Annotated in this window: 15 protein-coding genes; 4 read left to right on the plus strand and 11 right to left on the minus strand. The window is 64.0% G+C overall.

The window, feature by feature from the left end; all coding sequences use genetic code 11:
- Positions 1-33: 33 nt before the first annotated feature.
- Positions 34-915, minus strand: coding sequence for a tRNA glutamyl-Q(34) synthetase GluQRS (gene gluQRS / locus J8I87_RS18520; RefSeq protein ID WP_209933145.1), 882 nt, complete (start codon positions 913-915; stop codon positions 34-36).
- 39 nt (positions 916-954) lie between these two features.
- The gene (locus tag J8I87_RS18525) at positions 955-1830 is read right to left on the minus strand and encodes a sulfurtransferase (protein ID WP_209933146.1); all 876 of its coding nucleotides are present in this window, start codon (positions 1828-1830) and stop codon (positions 955-957) included.
- A 274-nt stretch (positions 1831-2104) separates the two neighbouring features.
- Here J8I87_RS18525 and dnaE point away from each other — a divergent pair, with 274 nt between their 5' ends.
- Positions 2105-5665, plus strand: a complete 3561-nt coding sequence (gene dnaE, locus J8I87_RS18530) for a DNA polymerase III subunit alpha (protein WP_209933148.1) — start codon at positions 2105-2107, stop codon at positions 5663-5665.
- Between the two features lie 147 nt (positions 5666-5812).
- Here the strand turns inward: dnaE and J8I87_RS18535 are convergent, their stop codons facing one another.
- Positions 5813-6580 carry a glycosyltransferase family 2 protein gene (locus J8I87_RS18535; protein ID WP_209933149.1) on the minus strand — a complete coding sequence of 256 codons (768 nt, stop codon included), beginning with the start codon at positions 6578-6580 and terminating at the stop codon, positions 5813-5815.
- 332 nt (positions 6581-6912) lie between these two features.
- On the opposite strand from J8I87_RS18535, the gene msbA reads away from it, so the two are divergent.
- From msbA to J8I87_RS18550, 3 genes are all read left to right on the plus strand, one after another.
- Positions 6913-8706 carry a lipid A export permease/ATP-binding protein MsbA gene (msbA, locus tag J8I87_RS18540; RefSeq protein ID WP_209933150.1) on the plus strand — a complete coding sequence of 598 codons (1794 nt, stop codon included), beginning with the start codon at positions 6913-6915 and terminating at the stop codon, positions 8704-8706.
- A gap of 117 nt (positions 8707-8823) precedes the next feature.
- The gene (locus tag J8I87_RS18545; RefSeq protein WP_209933151.1) at positions 8824-9798 is read left to right on the plus strand and encodes a glycosyltransferase family 4 protein; all 975 of its coding nucleotides are present in this window, start codon (positions 8824-8826) and stop codon (positions 9796-9798) included.
- A 226-nt stretch (positions 9799-10024) separates the two neighbouring features.
- Complete coding sequence (locus J8I87_RS18550; RefSeq protein ID WP_209933152.1) at positions 10025-11299, plus strand: O-antigen ligase family protein; 1275 nt, start codon at positions 10025-10027, stop codon at positions 11297-11299.
- Positions 11300-11315: 16 nt separating this feature from the next.
- Here the strand turns inward: J8I87_RS18550 and J8I87_RS18555 are convergent, their stop codons facing one another.
- The 8 genes from J8I87_RS18555 to J8I87_RS18590 form a co-directional block, all read right to left on the minus strand.
- Positions 11316-11612, minus strand: coding sequence for a hypothetical protein (locus tag J8I87_RS18555; protein WP_209933153.1), 297 nt, complete (start codon positions 11610-11612; stop codon positions 11316-11318).
- 152 nt (positions 11613-11764) lie between these two features.
- The gene (locus J8I87_RS18560) at positions 11765-11926 is read right to left on the minus strand and encodes a hypothetical protein (RefSeq protein WP_209933155.1); all 162 of its coding nucleotides are present in this window, start codon (positions 11924-11926) and stop codon (positions 11765-11767) included.
- A 147-nt stretch (positions 11927-12073) separates the two neighbouring features.
- A complete protein-coding gene (locus J8I87_RS18565; protein WP_209933156.1) occupies positions 12074-12298 on the minus strand; it encodes a hypothetical protein in 225 nt (74 codons plus the stop codon).
- Positions 12299-12367: 69 nt separating this feature from the next.
- Positions 12368-13837: a ribonuclease G gene (rng, locus tag J8I87_RS18570; protein ID WP_209933157.1), complete on the minus strand. Its 1470-nt coding sequence runs from the start codon at positions 13835-13837 to the stop codon at positions 12368-12370.
- A gap of 9 nt (positions 13838-13846) precedes the next feature.
- The gene (locus tag J8I87_RS18575) at positions 13847-14476 is read right to left on the minus strand and encodes a Maf family protein (protein ID WP_209933158.1); all 630 of its coding nucleotides are present in this window, start codon (positions 14474-14476) and stop codon (positions 13847-13849) included.
- A gap of 165 nt (positions 14477-14641) precedes the next feature.
- Complete coding sequence (gene rlmH / locus J8I87_RS18580; protein WP_209933159.1) at positions 14642-15112, minus strand: 23S rRNA (pseudouridine(1915)-N(3))-methyltransferase RlmH; 471 nt, start codon at positions 15110-15112, stop codon at positions 14642-14644.
- Positions 15113-15151: 39 nt separating this feature from the next.
- The gene (gene rsfS / locus J8I87_RS18585) at positions 15152-15607 is read right to left on the minus strand and encodes a ribosome silencing factor (protein ID WP_209933161.1); all 456 of its coding nucleotides are present in this window, start codon (positions 15605-15607) and stop codon (positions 15152-15154) included.
- Between the two features lie 2 nt (positions 15608-15609).
- Positions 15610-16347, minus strand: coding sequence for a nicotinate-nucleotide adenylyltransferase (locus J8I87_RS18590; protein ID WP_209933183.1), 738 nt, complete (start codon positions 16345-16347; stop codon positions 15610-15612).
- Positions 16348-16364: the final 17 nt, after the last annotated feature.

The raw sequence follows: 16364 nt of genomic DNA on the forward strand, positions 1-16364 counted from the left end.
CTTGGTTTTTTCCGGCGATGTCTCGCGCGGCTCTCAGCGCTTCAGCCGCGCCGGCCACGCTGCGATTGCTTCAGCGTAAAACGCTTCGCGCGACAGCGCGGCTGTCTCACTGAGCTTCAGGCCCAGATGTAACGCTGCATCATTCAATGCGACGAGGGGCCGGCTTGCGTCGAGCGCGAGCGCGCCCGTCTGCTTGCTGAGCTTTTCTCCGTCGTCGTTCGTCACAACGGGCACGTGGAGCCAGGAAGGCGTGACTACGCGGAGGCACTGCTGCAGATAGATCTGCCGCGCAGTCGAGTCGAGCAGATCCGCGCCGCGCACGACGTGCGTGATATTTTGATCCGCATCGTCGACGACGACGGCCAGTTGATACGCCCACTGGTCGTCGGCCCGGCGCAGCACGAAATCGCCGACTTCCGTCGCGAGATTCTGGGTCTGCTGGCCCTGCCAGCGATCGTCGAACGTCACGATGGCAGCATCGCCGTCCGGCACACGTAAGCGCCATGCGCGCGCAGGCTTGCCGTTCAGTCCGTGGCGACAGGTGCCGGGGTAGGCGAGCGTGGTATGCCGCGCGTGTACGTGCAGCAGTGAGTCGGCGATTTCCTTGCGCGTGCAGCCGCACGGATAGACGAGCCCCGTTGTCTGCAGGCGCTCGAACGCCTGCTGATAGAGCGGCTTGCGCTGGCTTTGCCAGACGGGCGGTTCATCGGACACCATGCCGAAGCGTGCCAGTGTGGCGAGGATGTTTTCCGCTGCGCCGGGAACGGTACGCGGGCCATCGATGTCCTCGATGCGCACGAGCCACGTGCCTTGATGCGCGCGTGCATCGAGCCAGCTTGCCAGCGCGCTGACCAGCGAACCGAAATGCAGCGGGCCCGTTGGCGACGGCGCGAAACGTCCGCGATAGGCCGTCATGCTCCGAACGCCGGCGTCGACCGCGCTACGGCGCGCACGTTACGCCGCGCGCGCCGCATCGACTCGCGGTTGCGCTTGCGGATGACAGGCGGCGCACGTCTTGCCCGGCACGTAGAACGGCGACTTCTGGCCTTCCGGTGTGACGACCGCGCGGCAGCCGAAGCATTGCACGGTGGCCGTGGGGAGCAGGTTCGGGTCGAGCGCGGTGCGATAGTCGAACACGAAGCATTCGCCCTTGTAATGCGCGCCGCCCACTTCCTCGAAATACTTCAGGATGCCGCCTTCGAGCTGGTACACGTTCTCGATGCCGACCTCCTTCATGTGGATCGCGGCCTTCTCACAGCGGATGCCGCCCGTGCAGAACGACACGACCGTCTTGCCTTCCAGGTCAGCACGGTGTTGCTCGATGACGTCAGGGAACTCGCTGAACTTCGTGATGCGGTAGTCGAGCGCGTTGTCGAACGTGCCGACGTCGACTTCGAACGCGTTGCGCGTGTCCAGCATGACGACGGGGCGGCCTTCGTCGTCGTGGCCGCGATCGAGCCATACCTTGAGCGTGTTCGCGTCGACGGACGGCGCGCGGCCCAGTTCCGGCTTGATGGCCGGCTTCTTCATCGTGATGATTTCACGCTTGAGCTTGACGAGCATGCGACGGAACGGCTGCTTCTCCGACAGGCTCTCCTTGAACTGCAGTTCAGCGAACTTGCCTTCGAAAAGAGGGTCGCGGCGAATGTAGTCGATAAATTTGCGCACTTGCGGAATTTCACCGGCGATAAACAGGTTGATGCCTTCCGGCGCAAGCAGGATCGTGCCGCGCAGGCCGAGCTCATTGCAGCGCGCGGTGACGAGCGGCCGCCATTCGACGATCTTGTCGAGTGTCGCGAACTGGTAGGACGAGAGATTCAGGATATTCATGCTGGTCCAACGATAAAGCGCCGTGCCCCGGCGCGCATCGACGGGCGGGCGCTGCACAGGTACGGCAGGGAATTGGTTCGAACCCGTATTATCCCTCATCCCGCCAATCGCTCCGCAATCCGCCGAATGGCCAGATTGACTTGCGTCGGATAATCCCAAATGGCCGACCTCGATGCGCGCCAATCCGCGCCGAGATGAGCTCGCACGCGAACTCGACTGGCCGTATGGCTGATCAGGCTGTTTCGCCGAAAATTTTCAGAAGGGCGGGGTTACAATGTCGCCCATGTCAGATCCCCGCTTCGTCCATCTCCGCGTTCACTCCGAATTCTCGATTGCCGATGGCATCGTGCGCATCGACGACGTCGTCGCAGCCGCTGCCAAGGACGGTCAGGGTGCGCTCGCGCTCACCGACCTCGGCAACGCATTCGGCCTCGTTCGTTTCTACAAGGAAGCGCGCGGCAAAGGGGTCAAACCCATTGCCGGCTGCGACGTCTGGATCACGAATCCCGATGACCGCGATAAGCCGTCGCGCATTCTGCTGCTAGTCAAGAACAAGACGGGCTACCTGAACCTGTGCGAGCTGCTGTCGAAGGCGTGGCTGACGAACCAGTATCGTGGGCGCGCGGAAGTCGAAGCGCAGTGGCTCGAAGGTGGTTTGGCCCAAGGATTGCTCGCGCTGTCGGGCGCGCAGCACGGCGATGTCGGCATTGCGCTCGCCGCGGGCAACGAAGAGGCCGCGAGGCGCAATGCGCAGCGTTGGGCGAAGATTTTTCCCAACGGGTTCTACATCGAATTGCAACGCGGCGGACAGCCGGGTGCCGAGGCGTATGTGCAACAGGCGGTCGCGTTGGCGGCGTCGCTGAAGCTGCCCGTCGTCGCGACGCACCCGTTGCAGTTCATGACGCCCGACGACTTCACCGCGCACGAGGCGCGCGTGTGCATTTCCGAGGGGGATATTCTGGCGAATCCGCGTCGCCAGAAGCGTTTTTCGACGGATCAGTATTTCCGCACGCAGGACGAGATGGCCGCGCTGTTCGCCGATATTCCGTCCGCGCTGGCCAACACGGTTGAGATCGCGAAGCGCTGCAGCCTGACGCTCGAACTCGGCAAACCTAAGCTGCCGCTCTTCCCGACACCTGACGGCATGTCGCTCGACGACTATCTGGTGCAGTTGTCGAAGGAAGGTCTGGAAAAGCGGCTCGAACAGTTGTTCCCGGACCAGGCCGAGCGCGACGCGCAGCGCGAAACGTACTACGCGCGTCTCGACTTCGAGTGCGGCACGATCATCAAGATGGGCTTCCCCGGCTACTTCCTGATCGTGGCGGACTTCATCAACTGGGCGAAGAACAACGGCGTGCCCGTTGGTCCGGGCCGGGGCTCGGGCGCGGGCTCGCTCGTCGCCTACGCGCTCGGCATCACCGACCTCGATCCGCTGCGCTACAACCTGCTGTTCGAACGTTTTCTGAATCCGGAGCGGGTGTCGATGCCTGACTTCGATATCGATTTCTGCCAGCACGGCCGCGATCGCGTGATCCAGTACGTGAAGGAGAAGTACGGCGCGGACGCCGTGTCGCAGATAGCGACGTTCGGCACGATGGCCGCGAAGGCGGCTGTGCGCGATATCGGCCGCGTGCTCGATCTCGGCTACATGTTCACGGACGGCGTCGCGAAGCTGATTCCGTTCAAGCCCGGCAAGCACGTGACCATCGCCGACGCGATGAAGGAAGAGCCGCTGTTGCAGGAGCGCTTCGACAACGAAGACGAAGTGCGCCAGCTGCTCGAACTCGCGCAACGCGTCGAAGGCCTCACGCGTAACGTCGGCATGCACGCGGGCGGCGTGCTGATCGCGCCCGGCAAGCTGACCGATTTCTGTCCGCTTTATACGCAGGGCGACGAAAGCGGCGTCGTGAGCCAGTACGACAAGGACGACGTCGAAGCCGTCGGCCTCGTGAAGTTCGACTTTCTGGGCCTGACCACGCTGACCATTCTCGACTGGGCCGAGCGCTATATTCGCCGTCTCGATCCGTCGAAGGAAAACTGGTCGCTCGCGCAGGTGCCGCTCGACGACCCAGCATCGTTCTCGATCCTCAAGAAAGCGAATACGGTCGCCGTGTTCCAGCTGGAAAGCCGCGGCATGCAAGGCATGCTGAAGGACGCACAGCCCGACCGCTTCGAGGACATCATCGCGCTCGTCGCACTGTACCGTCCGGGCCCGATGGACCTGATCCCGAGCTTCTGTGCGCGTAAGCACGGGCGCGAGACGGTCGACTATCCTGATCCGCGCGTCGAGCCTGTCCTGAAAGAGACCTACGGCATCATGGTCTATCAGGAGCAGGTGATGCAGATGGCGCAGATCATCGGCGGGTATTCGCTGGGTGGCGCCGACCTGCTGCGCCGCGCGATGGGCAAGAAGAAGCCCGAAGAGATGGCCCAGCATCGCGAAATCTTCGCGGAAGGCGCTGCCAAGAACGGCCTGACGCGCGAGAAGGCCGACGAGACCTTCGACCTGATGGAGAAGTTCGCGGGCTACGGCTTCAACAAGTCGCACGCGGCGGCGTACGCGCTGCTCGCGTATCACACCGCGTGGCTCAAGGCGCATCATCCCGCCGAATTCATGGCGGCCAACATGTCGCTCGCGATGGACGACACGGACAAGGTCAAGATCCTGTTCGAAGACTCCATCGCGAACAAGATGGCCGTGCTGCCGCCGGACATCAATCTGTCCGCGTACCGCTTCGAGCCAGTGGCGGAAATGGACGGCAAGCGCTCGCGCACGATCCGCTACGGTCTCGGCGCGATCAAGGGCAGCGGCCAGAACGCGATCGAAGAAATCCTGCGTGCGCGCGAAGAAGGTCCGTTCGTCGATCTGTTCGACTTCTGCAACCGGATCGATCGCCGTATCGTCAATCGCCGCACGATCGAGGCGCTGATCCGCGCGGGCGCCTTCGATTCGCTCCACGCGAACCGTGCGCAACTGATCGCGTCGGTGTCGCTCGCAATGGAAGCGGCCGATCAGGCCAGCGCCAATGCGTTGCAGGCGGGCTTGTTCGATATGGGCGACGCGCCGTCGCAAGGCCACGAACTCGTCGACGAACCCGCGTGGCAGGACAAGCGCCGCTTGCAGGAAGAGAAGACGGCGCTCGGCTTCTATCTGTCGGGCCATCTGTTCGACGCGTACAAGGACGAAGTGCGCCGCTTCGTGCGGCAGAAGATCGGCGAGCTGAAGGAAGGGCGCGACAAGCTGGTGGCGGGCGTGATCGTCTCGCTGCGCACGCAGATGACCCAGCGCGGCAAGATGCTGATCGCGCTGCTCGACGACGGCACGGGCCAGTGCGAAGTGACTGTCTTCAACGAGCAGTTCGAGGCGCACAAGCAACTGTTCAAGGAAGACGAACTGCTCGTCGTGCAAGGGCAAGCGCGCAACGACGCGTTCACGGGCGGCATCCGCTTCACCGTCGATACGCCGATGGACCTCGGCCGCGCACGCACGCGCTACGCGCAGGCAGTGAAGGTGCAGATGAACGGCAACGCAGATGCTCACGCGTTGCGGGCCGTGCTGGAAGCGCATCGCGCGAAACCGGAAGACGCGCAAAGCGCTGCGCTCGCTCCAGCGGCGCGGGGCGGCGGCCGTGGCGGCTTCGGTGGTGACGCAGGCCGCCCGCAGCGGCCGTCCGCGCCACTGCCGAACGGTCTTGCCGTGCAAATCGTCTATCGCAGCGACAACGCGGAAGGCGAAGTGCGGCTCGGCGACGCGTGGCGCGTCAAGCCGACAGACGAACTGCTTGCAGCACTGCGCAGCGAGTTTTCGGGCAGCGCGATCGAGATCGTATATTGAGGGGCGTGATGCCCGCGTGCGTCCTACGCGGACGGCGGGCACCGTCTCGTGGCTTCGAGCTTCGCCTCACACGGACGCTTGCGCGCAGGCGGCGCGCTGCAAACGGACTTTCCGGCCTGATCCGACACGGCCCGGAGCCCGAAGCGCTCAATGGCTCGAAGCGTCGTCACGCCCCAACTTCTCAAGCTTCAAGAACCGGTAGTACACGGTTTGCGCGTTGAACAGCGCGATCATGAACCCCGCGCGGCCATCGAGAAACCCGCGCCGCAGCAGGTACGTCCGCACGAAAGCCCAGGCGCCGCGCGCGACCGCCTTGCCGAAACTGCCGCGCTGACCGGCCGCGTGACGCTGCTGCGCACCTAGCGTCGAGTACGAGTCGAGCTTGCGCAGCACCGTCTCGAAGTCTTCGTACGAGTGGTGCATCAGCTTGCCTTCGAGCCGTTTCGCGGGCCCATGGAACACGAGCCGCTCGTGCACCAGGTCGTCGGAAAAGCGCGCGGCGCCGCGTCTGAACAGGCGCGGAATCCAGTCCGGATACCAGCCGCTGTGGCGTACCCAGTGGCCGCAGAACGCCGACAGCCGGTCGACGGCATAGACATCCGCGGCGGGTTCGGCGAGCACGGCGGCGATCGATACGGCCAGCTCCGGCGTGACGATTTCGTCGGCGTCGATCGACAGGACCCAGCTCGTGCCGAGCGCGTCCAGCGCGCGGTTCTTCTGCGGGCCGAACCCGGGCCAGTCGGCATGCGTGAGCACGCGCGCGCCGTGCGAACGCGCGATCTCGACGGTGGCGTCGGTGCTGCTGCTGTCTACGACGACGATTTCATCGGCAAACGCGACGGCGCGCAGGCATTCGTCGAGCCTGCGCGCGGCATTCTTCGTGATGATGGCGACGCCGAGTGTGGGTTGTGTCATGCGAGTCGGTGGCGGGAAGGGGGCGCCCGGTGCGCGCCGTGTGCAGCCGAGGCGCCGTCGCCCAACGAAAGTTGCGCAAGTATACACAGCGCCTACACAGCACAGCGCTTACACAGCGCCGAAACGGATGATCGCGAGCATCCCGATGCGCGGGCCTTGTCCGCCGACGGCGTGGGGCAGCCGGATGGCGGCAGGTGGCGCGAACGTGTTGATTACAGATGATTTACCCGTGCCGGAACGAGCTCCCGGACGGTTTACAATGTCGATTTGCAATCCGCCCGAGGAGGCGGCTACGGACGCGCAACAGCGCGTCCGCATTTTCAGAGGATCTCTTGAGCGCCAAGCCAACGTTAAGCAAGCCCATCGGCTCCGGTGAAGCATCGTCGACCGTCGTCGTCCTGCGCCGTCTGTGGCCCTATGTGAAGCCGCTCATCTGGATCGTCATTGCCGCCATCGTCACGATGGGCGTCGTCGCCGCCACCGAGGCGGGGATTCCCGCGCTGCTCAAGCCGCTGCTCGACCACGGCTTCGGCACGCACAGCAGCGAGAGCGCGAAATGGTACGTGCCCCTCGCCGTCATCGGTCTTGCGCTCGCGCGGGGCGTCGCGCAGTACGCGTCAGGCTACCTGCTGTCCTATGTGTCAAACCGCATCCTGCTCGAGCTGCGGCTCTCCATGTTCAACCGCATGATCCACAGCAGCGTCGCGTTCTTCCAGCGCGAAACGGCGAGCACGGTGATCAACGCGATCGTCTTCGAGGTGAACCAGATCCTGAACGTGCTGACGGGCGTGATGGTCACGCTCGTGCGCGATTCGCTGACGGTCGTGTTCCTGCTCGGCTATTTGTTCTATCTGAACTGGCGTCTGACGCTGATCGTCGCGGTGCTGCTGCCCGGCATCGGCTGGCTGGTCGGCAAGATCAACCGGCGGCTGCGCCGCCTGAACCGCGAGCACCAGACGCTCACCAACGAGCTGTCATACATCGTCGAGGAGACGGTGGGCGGTTACAAGGTCGTCAAGGTGCACAACGGCGAGCAGTACGAGATCGACCGCTTCTCGCAGATGAGCAAGCGCCTGCGCGGCTATTCGATGCGTATGACGGTCTCGGGCGGTCTTGCGCAGCCGCTCACGCAGTTTCTCGCATCGATCGCGCTCGCCGTCGTCATCACGATTGCCGTCGTGCAGTCGTCGCACGATCAGACGACGGTCGGCGGCTTCGTCGCGTTCGTCACATCGATGCTGCTGATCATTTCGCCGCTCAAGCATCTGATGGACGTGAACCAGCCTTTGCAGCGCGGCATGACGGCGGCCGAACTGATCTTCGGGCTGATCGACGAGCCGTCGGAGCCGGCGGGCGGCGGACGCAAGCTCGAGCGCTCGAACGGCGAGGTCGAATTCCGCGACGTGTCGTTCATGTATGGCGCGAGCGGTCCGATGCAGCGGCAGACGCTCGACAGCGTGTCATTCAAGGTCGCGCCGGGCGAGATGGTCGCGCTTGCCGGTCCGTCGGGCAGCGGCAAGACGACGCTCGTGAACCTGCTGCCGCGTTTCTTCGATCCGAGCGGCGGCCAGATTCTCGTCGACGGCGTCGCGCTGCCCGAGTACGGCATTCACGAGCTGCGCAGCCAGATCGCGATGGTGAGCCAGGACGTCGTGCTCTTCAACGACACGATTGCGAACAACGTCGCCTACGGGCAGACGGCCGACGCGGAGCGCGTGAAGGCGGCGTTGCGCGCGGCCAATCTGTGGGACACGGTGGCCGCCATGCCGAACGGCATCGACACGCTGATCGGCGACAACGGCATGATGCTCTCGGGCGGCCAGCGCCAGCGTCTCGCGATTGCACGCGCAGTCTACAAGGACGCGCCGATCCTGATCCTGGATGAAGCCACATCGGCGCTCGATTCCGAGTCCGAGCGCCATGTGCAGGCCGCGCTCGAAACGTTGATGAAGGGCCGCACGACGCTCGTGATCGCGCATCGTCTGTCGACGATCGAACGCGCGGACCGCATCCTCGTGCTCGACGCGGGGCGCATCGTCGAGCGCGGCAATCATCGCGAGCTGCTCGCCCAGAACGGGCTGTACGCGCATCTGCACCGGATTCAGTTTCAGCAGAACGCCGCGTGAGCGCCCCATAAAGACAGAACGGAGAACAGATCGCCCGCGCAGCCCGGTGCCGCGCGCGAGGCGCGCCCGCCACTGCAAGCGCGGTCGAGGCGACGGGCCACCATTCAGACAGACGGCATGATTCACATCTTCAACGGCTTTCACAATCCGAACGGCGGCAGCGAGCAGGAAGCGCTGCGGCTCTACGACATGCTGCGCGGCAAGCGCGACGTGCAGCTCTGGAGCACGTCGTCGCGCACCTCGGCGGAACTGGCGGCCGCCTATCCGATTCGCCGTGTCGCGCCGCTCAAGGGCGATGTGCCGCGTGGCGGCACTTATGTGTTCGTCGGCGCGCACTGGCGCAACCGTCTGTGGCCATATTTCGCCGGGCGTCCCGAACGGCTCGTCTATGTCTTCAATACGTTTCATCCGAAGCTGCTTGCGCTGACATCGACGCATCCGCCGCTGTTGCGCTGGCCCGCAACCGAGCTCGTGCTGATCTCCGCGTTTCAGGCGCGGCTGCTCGGCGTGACGGGCGAAATCCAGCCATCGCCGATCGATATCGCGCGCTTCGCGCCACGCGCTCATGCAACCCGCGCGCAGCCCGTCATTGGCCGTCTGAGCCGCGATACCGCCGACAAGCATCATCCCGACGACATCGCCGTCTACAAGACGCTCGTTGCCCGTGGCTGCAAGCTGCTGCTGCAGGGCGCGACGACACTCGCAGGCGCGTTGCCGCAAGACGAAGCAATCCGCCTGCTGCCCGAGGGCGCAATGCCGGCGCCGGACTTTCTTCACGAGCTCGATATCTTCTATTACCGCACGGGCGAGCACGTCGAGACATTCGGGCGCGTCGTGCTCGAGGCGATGGCGTGCGGTTTGCCCGTCGTCTGCCATCGGCACGGCGGCTACGCGGACGTCATTCGACATGGCGAGAACGGCTATCTGTTCGATACGCCGCAAGAAGCGCTCGCGATGCTCGATCAACTGATCGTGCAGCCGGCGTTGCGCGCCCGGATCGGCGATGCCGCGCGCAGCACCGTCGAGCAGCTGTATTCGCGAGAAGCGCTCGATGCGCGCGCGGCGTTCTATCTGCGTCGCGCCGCACGCTGAAAGATGTCTTTCCATGCGTTGCATGCGCGGAGAATCGGGGCCGGGGCAAAACCAAATCGCATGGCCGCCGTGAGATGATGACGTTCGCGCGATTTGCGGCGCAAGCACGACGAATCAGGCAGCACCGACTACAAGGCACCGGCTGACGCAAGCCCCGCCACCGACGCAGCGAGCCTCGGGTCAACGGCTACGCGAGCGCAAAACGTCAATGAGAGTTCAAGCATACATGCAACACGCCAGAAGAGAATCGTATCCGCTTATCCTCGCGCGAACCTTCGCGCTCGTTGCGCTGTTTGCCGTTCCGCTGTCCACTGCGGGCGTCAATATCGCTGCGACGGCGTTCGCAGTCTGCGCGCTGCTGTCGCCGGAAGTGTGGCGCAACTGGCGCGCGCTGTTGACCGACCGGGTGAGCGTGGCCGCGCTGCTGCTCGCCGGTGTGCTGACGCTGAGCATTGCGTGGACGAGCGCCGATCGCGTGGATGCGTTCGACTTCCTGATGAAGTATCGCAAGCTGGTCTATCTGCCGCTGCTGATGCTGACGTTCCGCGATTCCCGCACGACGGCCTGGACGACGGTTGCGAAATGGGCGTTGTTCGGCGCGCTGACGTTTTCGCTGCTGCTATCGTGTTCCAACTGGTTGGGCTGGACCTCGGTCGGACCGTGGCATTCGAATACCGATCCCATCCGCAAGGCGTGGGTCTTCAAGGACCACATTGCCGCGGGCATCATGATGGCGCTGCTGTTCTATCTGTCGCTGAACTTCGCGCGGCAGTCGCGTGTGCGTGCTGCAAAGGCCGCACTGTATGCGATTGCGCTGCTTGCGATCGTCAACGTGCTGCTGATGATGCAGGGGCGCACGGGGCAAGTCATTGCGATTCTGTTCATCGTGATCTATGTGGTGACGTATTTCGCGTCGCTGCGCGGCGTGAAGCCGTGGGTGCGTTGGGGCAGCGGCATTGCGCTGGTGGCCGTCGCGGGCGGTCTCGTGTACGCGGCGTTGCATGCACACGGCTCGCGGCTGGCGGAAACGCATGAGGAAATCAGCGCGTACGAAACGTCAAACAAGAACACATCGATGGGCGTGCGCATCGTGTTTTACCGGCGCAGCCTCGAGTTGATTGCCGAGCGTCCCATCATCGGTCGTGGCGTGGGCACCGTGCGGGAGGAGTTCGACGCCCTCGCGCGCAACAATACGGGCGCGGCGGCCGCGACGGCGGGCAATCCGCACAACGAGTTCCTGCTGATGGGCATTCAGGTGGGCGCGCTCGGCATTGCGCTGTTTGTGTTTCTTCTCGTGCAGATCGGACGTTCGGCGCTCGGGCTGCGCGAGCCCGCGCGCACGATCGTGCTCGCTTATCTGTTCGCCTTTACGATCGGCTGCTTTGCGAATTCGCTGTTGCTGAACTTTACCGAAGGCAATCTTTTCATCTTCCTCGTCGGCATTTTCCTGAGTTGCCGAAGAGGCACGCCTTCGACTGCAGAACAGCGCGCAATTCGATAAGACGGGTTTGCTGCCGTCAAACGCCGCTCGTCACCAGCGACAGCACCGACAAATCCGGGTGCGTGCCGTCGACGATGCTCTTGCCGACGTGCACCGCTTCGTAGGTCGCATCGTCGAGCGTCTTGAACGACTCCTCGCCGTCCGCGTGAAACGGAACCGTATGCCCCGGCAGTTTCGGGTCCGCGCCGGGATGGCAGACATAGCCGATATACGTGTAGCGCTCGCTGCCGTCTTTCAGCGACGGTGCGATGTGTATCTCGAAGCCTTCATATTCGACCGTCTGCCAACGCAGGGTTGCGGCGTCGTCGGGCATGATTGCCTCCGTGCTGTGCGGGCGCGTCGGGCGGCCTGTGGATCACGGGCGAGCGACGCGCCGCATGTCGTGCGCCGCAGCGAGCGGCGCGGTTCGATGGTTTGAATGGTTCGGCGCGAACGGCGGGTGCGAATGCGCAGCGAAACGGTGGCTCAATGCCGGTGCCGCATGCGTTCCCACCAGCGATGCGCGTCGAGGCGGCCCATCGTCCGGTCGCGGAAATGATGCTCGCGTCGCAATTGATGCGAAAGCAGCGTCGCGATGACCGCCAGCACGACGATGCCGACCACGATGCCAATCATTGACTCAGCCATGGCAGCCTCCGTCTATTGCAACTGCATAACGAAAGTCTAGTTGATTTGCCGGAACAGGACAGTGGGTGAAGGTTCATGCTTCCCGTAACCGCCGACGACGCCGCGCGCGATCAACCTCGGTAACAGCTACGCAGAAGTCGTTGAAATCTAGTATGGCCCGTTGATGTGCGACGCGTCAGCGGCTGGGCTTTCGTCGTCGGATAGCAGCGCTTCGAGGCCGAACATCCAGGCGAGGCCGAAGGCTATTGCGCTCGTCAGCGAGCTCTTCGGCAACGCCGCGCCGTTATGTCCGGAAGGCCCGCGAAGTCGGTCGTAGCAAGGGTTGGGAAGGCGTGCCTGATCTTCGTTGTATTCGCCTGGTTCGGAGCGCATGTCGCCTCCCGCGTGCGGTGTCGACTGCGTTATAGCAAACGATGTGCCACCGCACGCGGTTGGGGCGGCTTACATCAGAACAATGTCGTACTGCTCCTGACTCAGATTCGACTCGACCTGCAACGACACCGGCTTGCCGATGAAATCGATCAGCATGGCCAGATGTTGGGATTCTTCCTCGAGGAACAGATCGATCACCTGCTGCGATGCGACCACGCGGAACTCGCGCGGATTGAACTGGCGCGACTCGCGCAGGATTTCCCGCAGCACGTCGTAGCAGACCGTGCGCGCCGTCTTTACCTGGCCTTTGCCCTGACAGACGGGGCAGGGCTCGCACAGCACGTGCGCGAGCGATTCGCGGGTCCGCTTGCGCGTCATCTCGACGAGCCCGAGTTGCGAGAACCCATTGACCGTCACGCGCGTGCGGTCGCGCGCCAGCGCCTTTTTCAGTTCATTGAGCACCTGGTCGCGATGCTCGGCGTTCTCCATATCGATGAAGTCGATGATGATCACGCCACCCAGATTGCGCAGCCGCAACTGGCGCGCGATCGTATGCGCCGCTTCGAGATTGGTCTTGAAGATCGTATCGTCGAAATTGCGTGCGCCGACGTAGCCGCCCGTATTGACGTCGATGGTCGTCATCGCTTCCGTCTGGTCGATCACCAGATAGCCACCCGACTTCAGATCGACGCGCCGCGACAGCGCGCGCTGGATTTCCGTCTCGATGTTGTACAGATCGAATAGCGGGCGCTCGCCCGTGTAGTGATGCAATTTCGACGACACGGCAGGCGTAAATTCGGCCGCGAACTCCGCGAGCTTTTGATACGTCTCGCGCGAGTCCACCTGAATGCGCGTGGTCTCGTCATTGACGAAGTCGCGCAGCACACGCTGCGCGAGGCTCAGGTCCTGATACAGCAGGCTGGTGGGCGGCATGCGCTGCGCCTGCGAAAGAATGGTCGCCCACGTCTTGCGCAGATACGCGACGTCAGCGGCAAGCTCTTCGCCCGTCGCATCTTCGGCGATGGTGCGCACGATGTAGCCGCCTTTCTCGTCGACGGGCAGCACCGCCGTGAGCCGCGCGCGCACGGCTTCGCGCTCGGCCTCGCTCTCGATTTTCTGCGAGATGCCGATGTGCGGTTCCTGCGGCAGATAGACGAGCGTGCGCCCGGCGATGCTCACCTGTGTGGACAGCCGCGCGCCCTTTGTGCCGATCGGATCCTTGACGACCTGGACCATCAGCGATTGACCTTCGAAGACGATTTTCTCGATGGGCTGATGTGGCACCGGCTGTTGCGTTTCGCCCGCGAGCCGCGGATGCCAGATATCGGCGACGTGCAGGAACGCGGCGCGTTCCAGGCCGATATCGATGAACGCGGACTGCATGCCCGGCAGCACGCGCACGACCTTGCCGAGATAGACATTGCCGACCCGCCCGCGCGACAGCGTGCGTTCGACGTGAAGCTCCTGCACTGCGCCCTGCTGGACCAACGCTACGCGTGTCTCCTGGGGCGTAACGTTAATCAGGATTTCTTCGTTCATGGTGTTGTTCTAGAAGTCGATGCGCGCTGCGCGTAGAAGGGCAGCGGTTTCAAACAATGGCAAACCCATGATACCTGAATAGGACCCGTCGATATGCTCGATGAACTCCGCCGCGCGCCCCTGGATGCCGTACGCGCCAGCCTTGCCGAGCGGCTCGCCGCTCGCCGCATAGCGGCGCAGCGCATCGCTTTGCACTGCAGCAAACCGCACGCGCGAAACCGATAGCGCGGGCGCGAGCAATTCGCCTTGCGCATCGACGACGGCAACGGCCGTCAGCACTTCATGATCGCGGCCCGCGAGGCGCGTGAGCATCGCGACGGCATCATCGACATCGACGGGCTTGCCGAGGATCGCATCGTCGATCGTGACGGTTGTATCGGCAACGAGAACGGGTGCATTCGAATGGCCGCCCGCGACGAGGCGCGCGCGCGCCGCGTGGGCCTTCGCGACGCACACGCGCATCACATAGTCGTGCGCCAGTTCGCCGGGCAATTCGGCTTCGAGCGCTTCGGCATCTTCATCGGGACGCGGCAGGAGCAGTTCGAAGCGCACGCCGAGTTGAGTCAGCAACTCCTGGCGGCGCGGACTTTGTGACGCGAGATAAACGAACGGAAACGCAGCAGCGGACTGATTGGACATGGATCGGTCTTGATGAAAAAGGGAAAGCGCGGCTTCATTGCGGGGCAAAGCCGACGAAACGTGCTGAGCGTAACAGACGAGGCGGGAGCCGCGCACCTGGCCATTCGGCCAGGTTGTTCGCAACGACGCGCGACGGGAAGATAGGGGCGTGTTCAGACCCGGTGTTCAGGCCCGATGATACGGATGATTCTGCGTGATGGTCCACGCGCGATACAACTGCTCGGCAAGCAGCACGCGAACCATCGCGTGCGGAAGCGTGAGGCTCGACACGCGCAGCATCATGTCGGCGCGCGCCTTCAGTTCGGGGTCGAGTCCATCGGCCCCGCCGATCAGAAAGGCGACGTCGCGCCCATCCTGCTGCCATGCGGGCAGGGCGGCCGCGAGTTGCATCGTGGTCCAGTCCTTGCCGCGTTCGTCGAGCGCGACGATGCGCGCGTTTTTGGGCAGCGCAGCTTCGATCTTCTGCCGCTCGGCGGCCATCACGCTTTCCGCGGAGCGGCCCGACGAGCGCTGTTCGGGCTTGATCTCACGCAATTCGATGCGCAACTCGGGCGGCATGCGCTTCGCGTATTCATCGAAGCCCGTGGCGATCCAGTCGGGCATCTTGTGGCCGACCGCAAGAATATGCAGTTTCATTGCGTCACTCGCGCCGGGCCAGCGATGCGTGCGGCGCGCTCACGAACGGCGGCGTGCAGGCGCCTTGCGTGCTGGGCGCGCGACAGGGGCCTCTTCTTCGTCTTCGTCGTCGAGCGGCTCGGACGGACGGGCGCCGCCGAACGGATTCGGCGTGGACAGCTTGACGCGCACGGGCTTGTCGCCCCAGATCTCTTCGAGGTTGTAGTACTGGCGAAGCGCCGGTTGCAGGATGTGCACGACGGCGTCACCGCAATCGACCAGCACCCATTCGCCAATGTCTTCGCCTTCCGTGCTGACGATGTCGCCGCCCGCTTCCTTGACCTTCTCGCGCACGCTGGAGGCGAGCGCCTTGGTCTGGCGGTTCGACGTGCCGCTCGCGACGATCACGCGGTCGAACAGTCCGGTGAGGTGGCTGGTGTTGAACACCCGAATGTCTTGCGCCTTGACGTCTTCGAGTCCGTCGACGATCGCGCGTTGAAGCTTGCGTATATCCATGGTTACCGATGGTACAGATGATGTTGAACAATATAGTCCCACACAGCCGTGGGGACGTGATTTCGTGCGGACTGGCCGTTGCCGTCGGCGCCGCTCGCGGTGAAATGCGCGTTGCTTTCGAGCGACGCGCGCAGGTGCGCGCGGATGTCGGTCGCCGACACGTCGAAGGCCAGCGACGTGTCGATCAGCAGGTGACCGCACGGCGTTGCCTGCAACACGTCGGCGCTGGCCGCGCGCTGCGTGATCGCCGCTGCAACGGCGGGTGGCACCGCCGTCACGTCGAAGCCGGGGCGCGTCGCGGCGGCGACATGCGCGTAGTCGAACAGGCGCTGCCAGTCGCGCCAGGTATCGAGCCGCACCAGTTGATCCGCGCCGATCAGCAGGGAGATCGACGCGTTCGCCCCTTCGCGCTCGCGCCAGCGCTGCAGCGTATCGACCGTATACGTGGGGCCGTCGTGCTCGATTTCATCCGTGGCGACGCTGACGCTCACGCCTCGCAGCTTCATCGACCGGGCGGCGGCGTGCGTCATCGCGAGCCGATGCTCGGCCGCCGACACGTCCGCTTTCTGCCACGGCTGGCCAGCCGGCATCAGCACGAGTTCGGTCAGGTCGAGCACGCTGGCGAAGCGCCGCGCAAGCGCGAGGTGGCCTTCGTGGATGGGATCGAACGTGCCGCCGAGTATGCCGATGCGTCGGCGCAGCGCCTTGTGCGAGGTGGCGGATTGAGCGGTCGGATTCAGTTGCGGTTCCTTTGCCT

Source organism: Paraburkholderia sp. LEh10, assembly GCF_017814945.1.
In the GTDB taxonomy this organism is placed as follows: Bacteria; Pseudomonadota; Gammaproteobacteria; order Burkholderiales; family Burkholderiaceae; genus Paraburkholderia.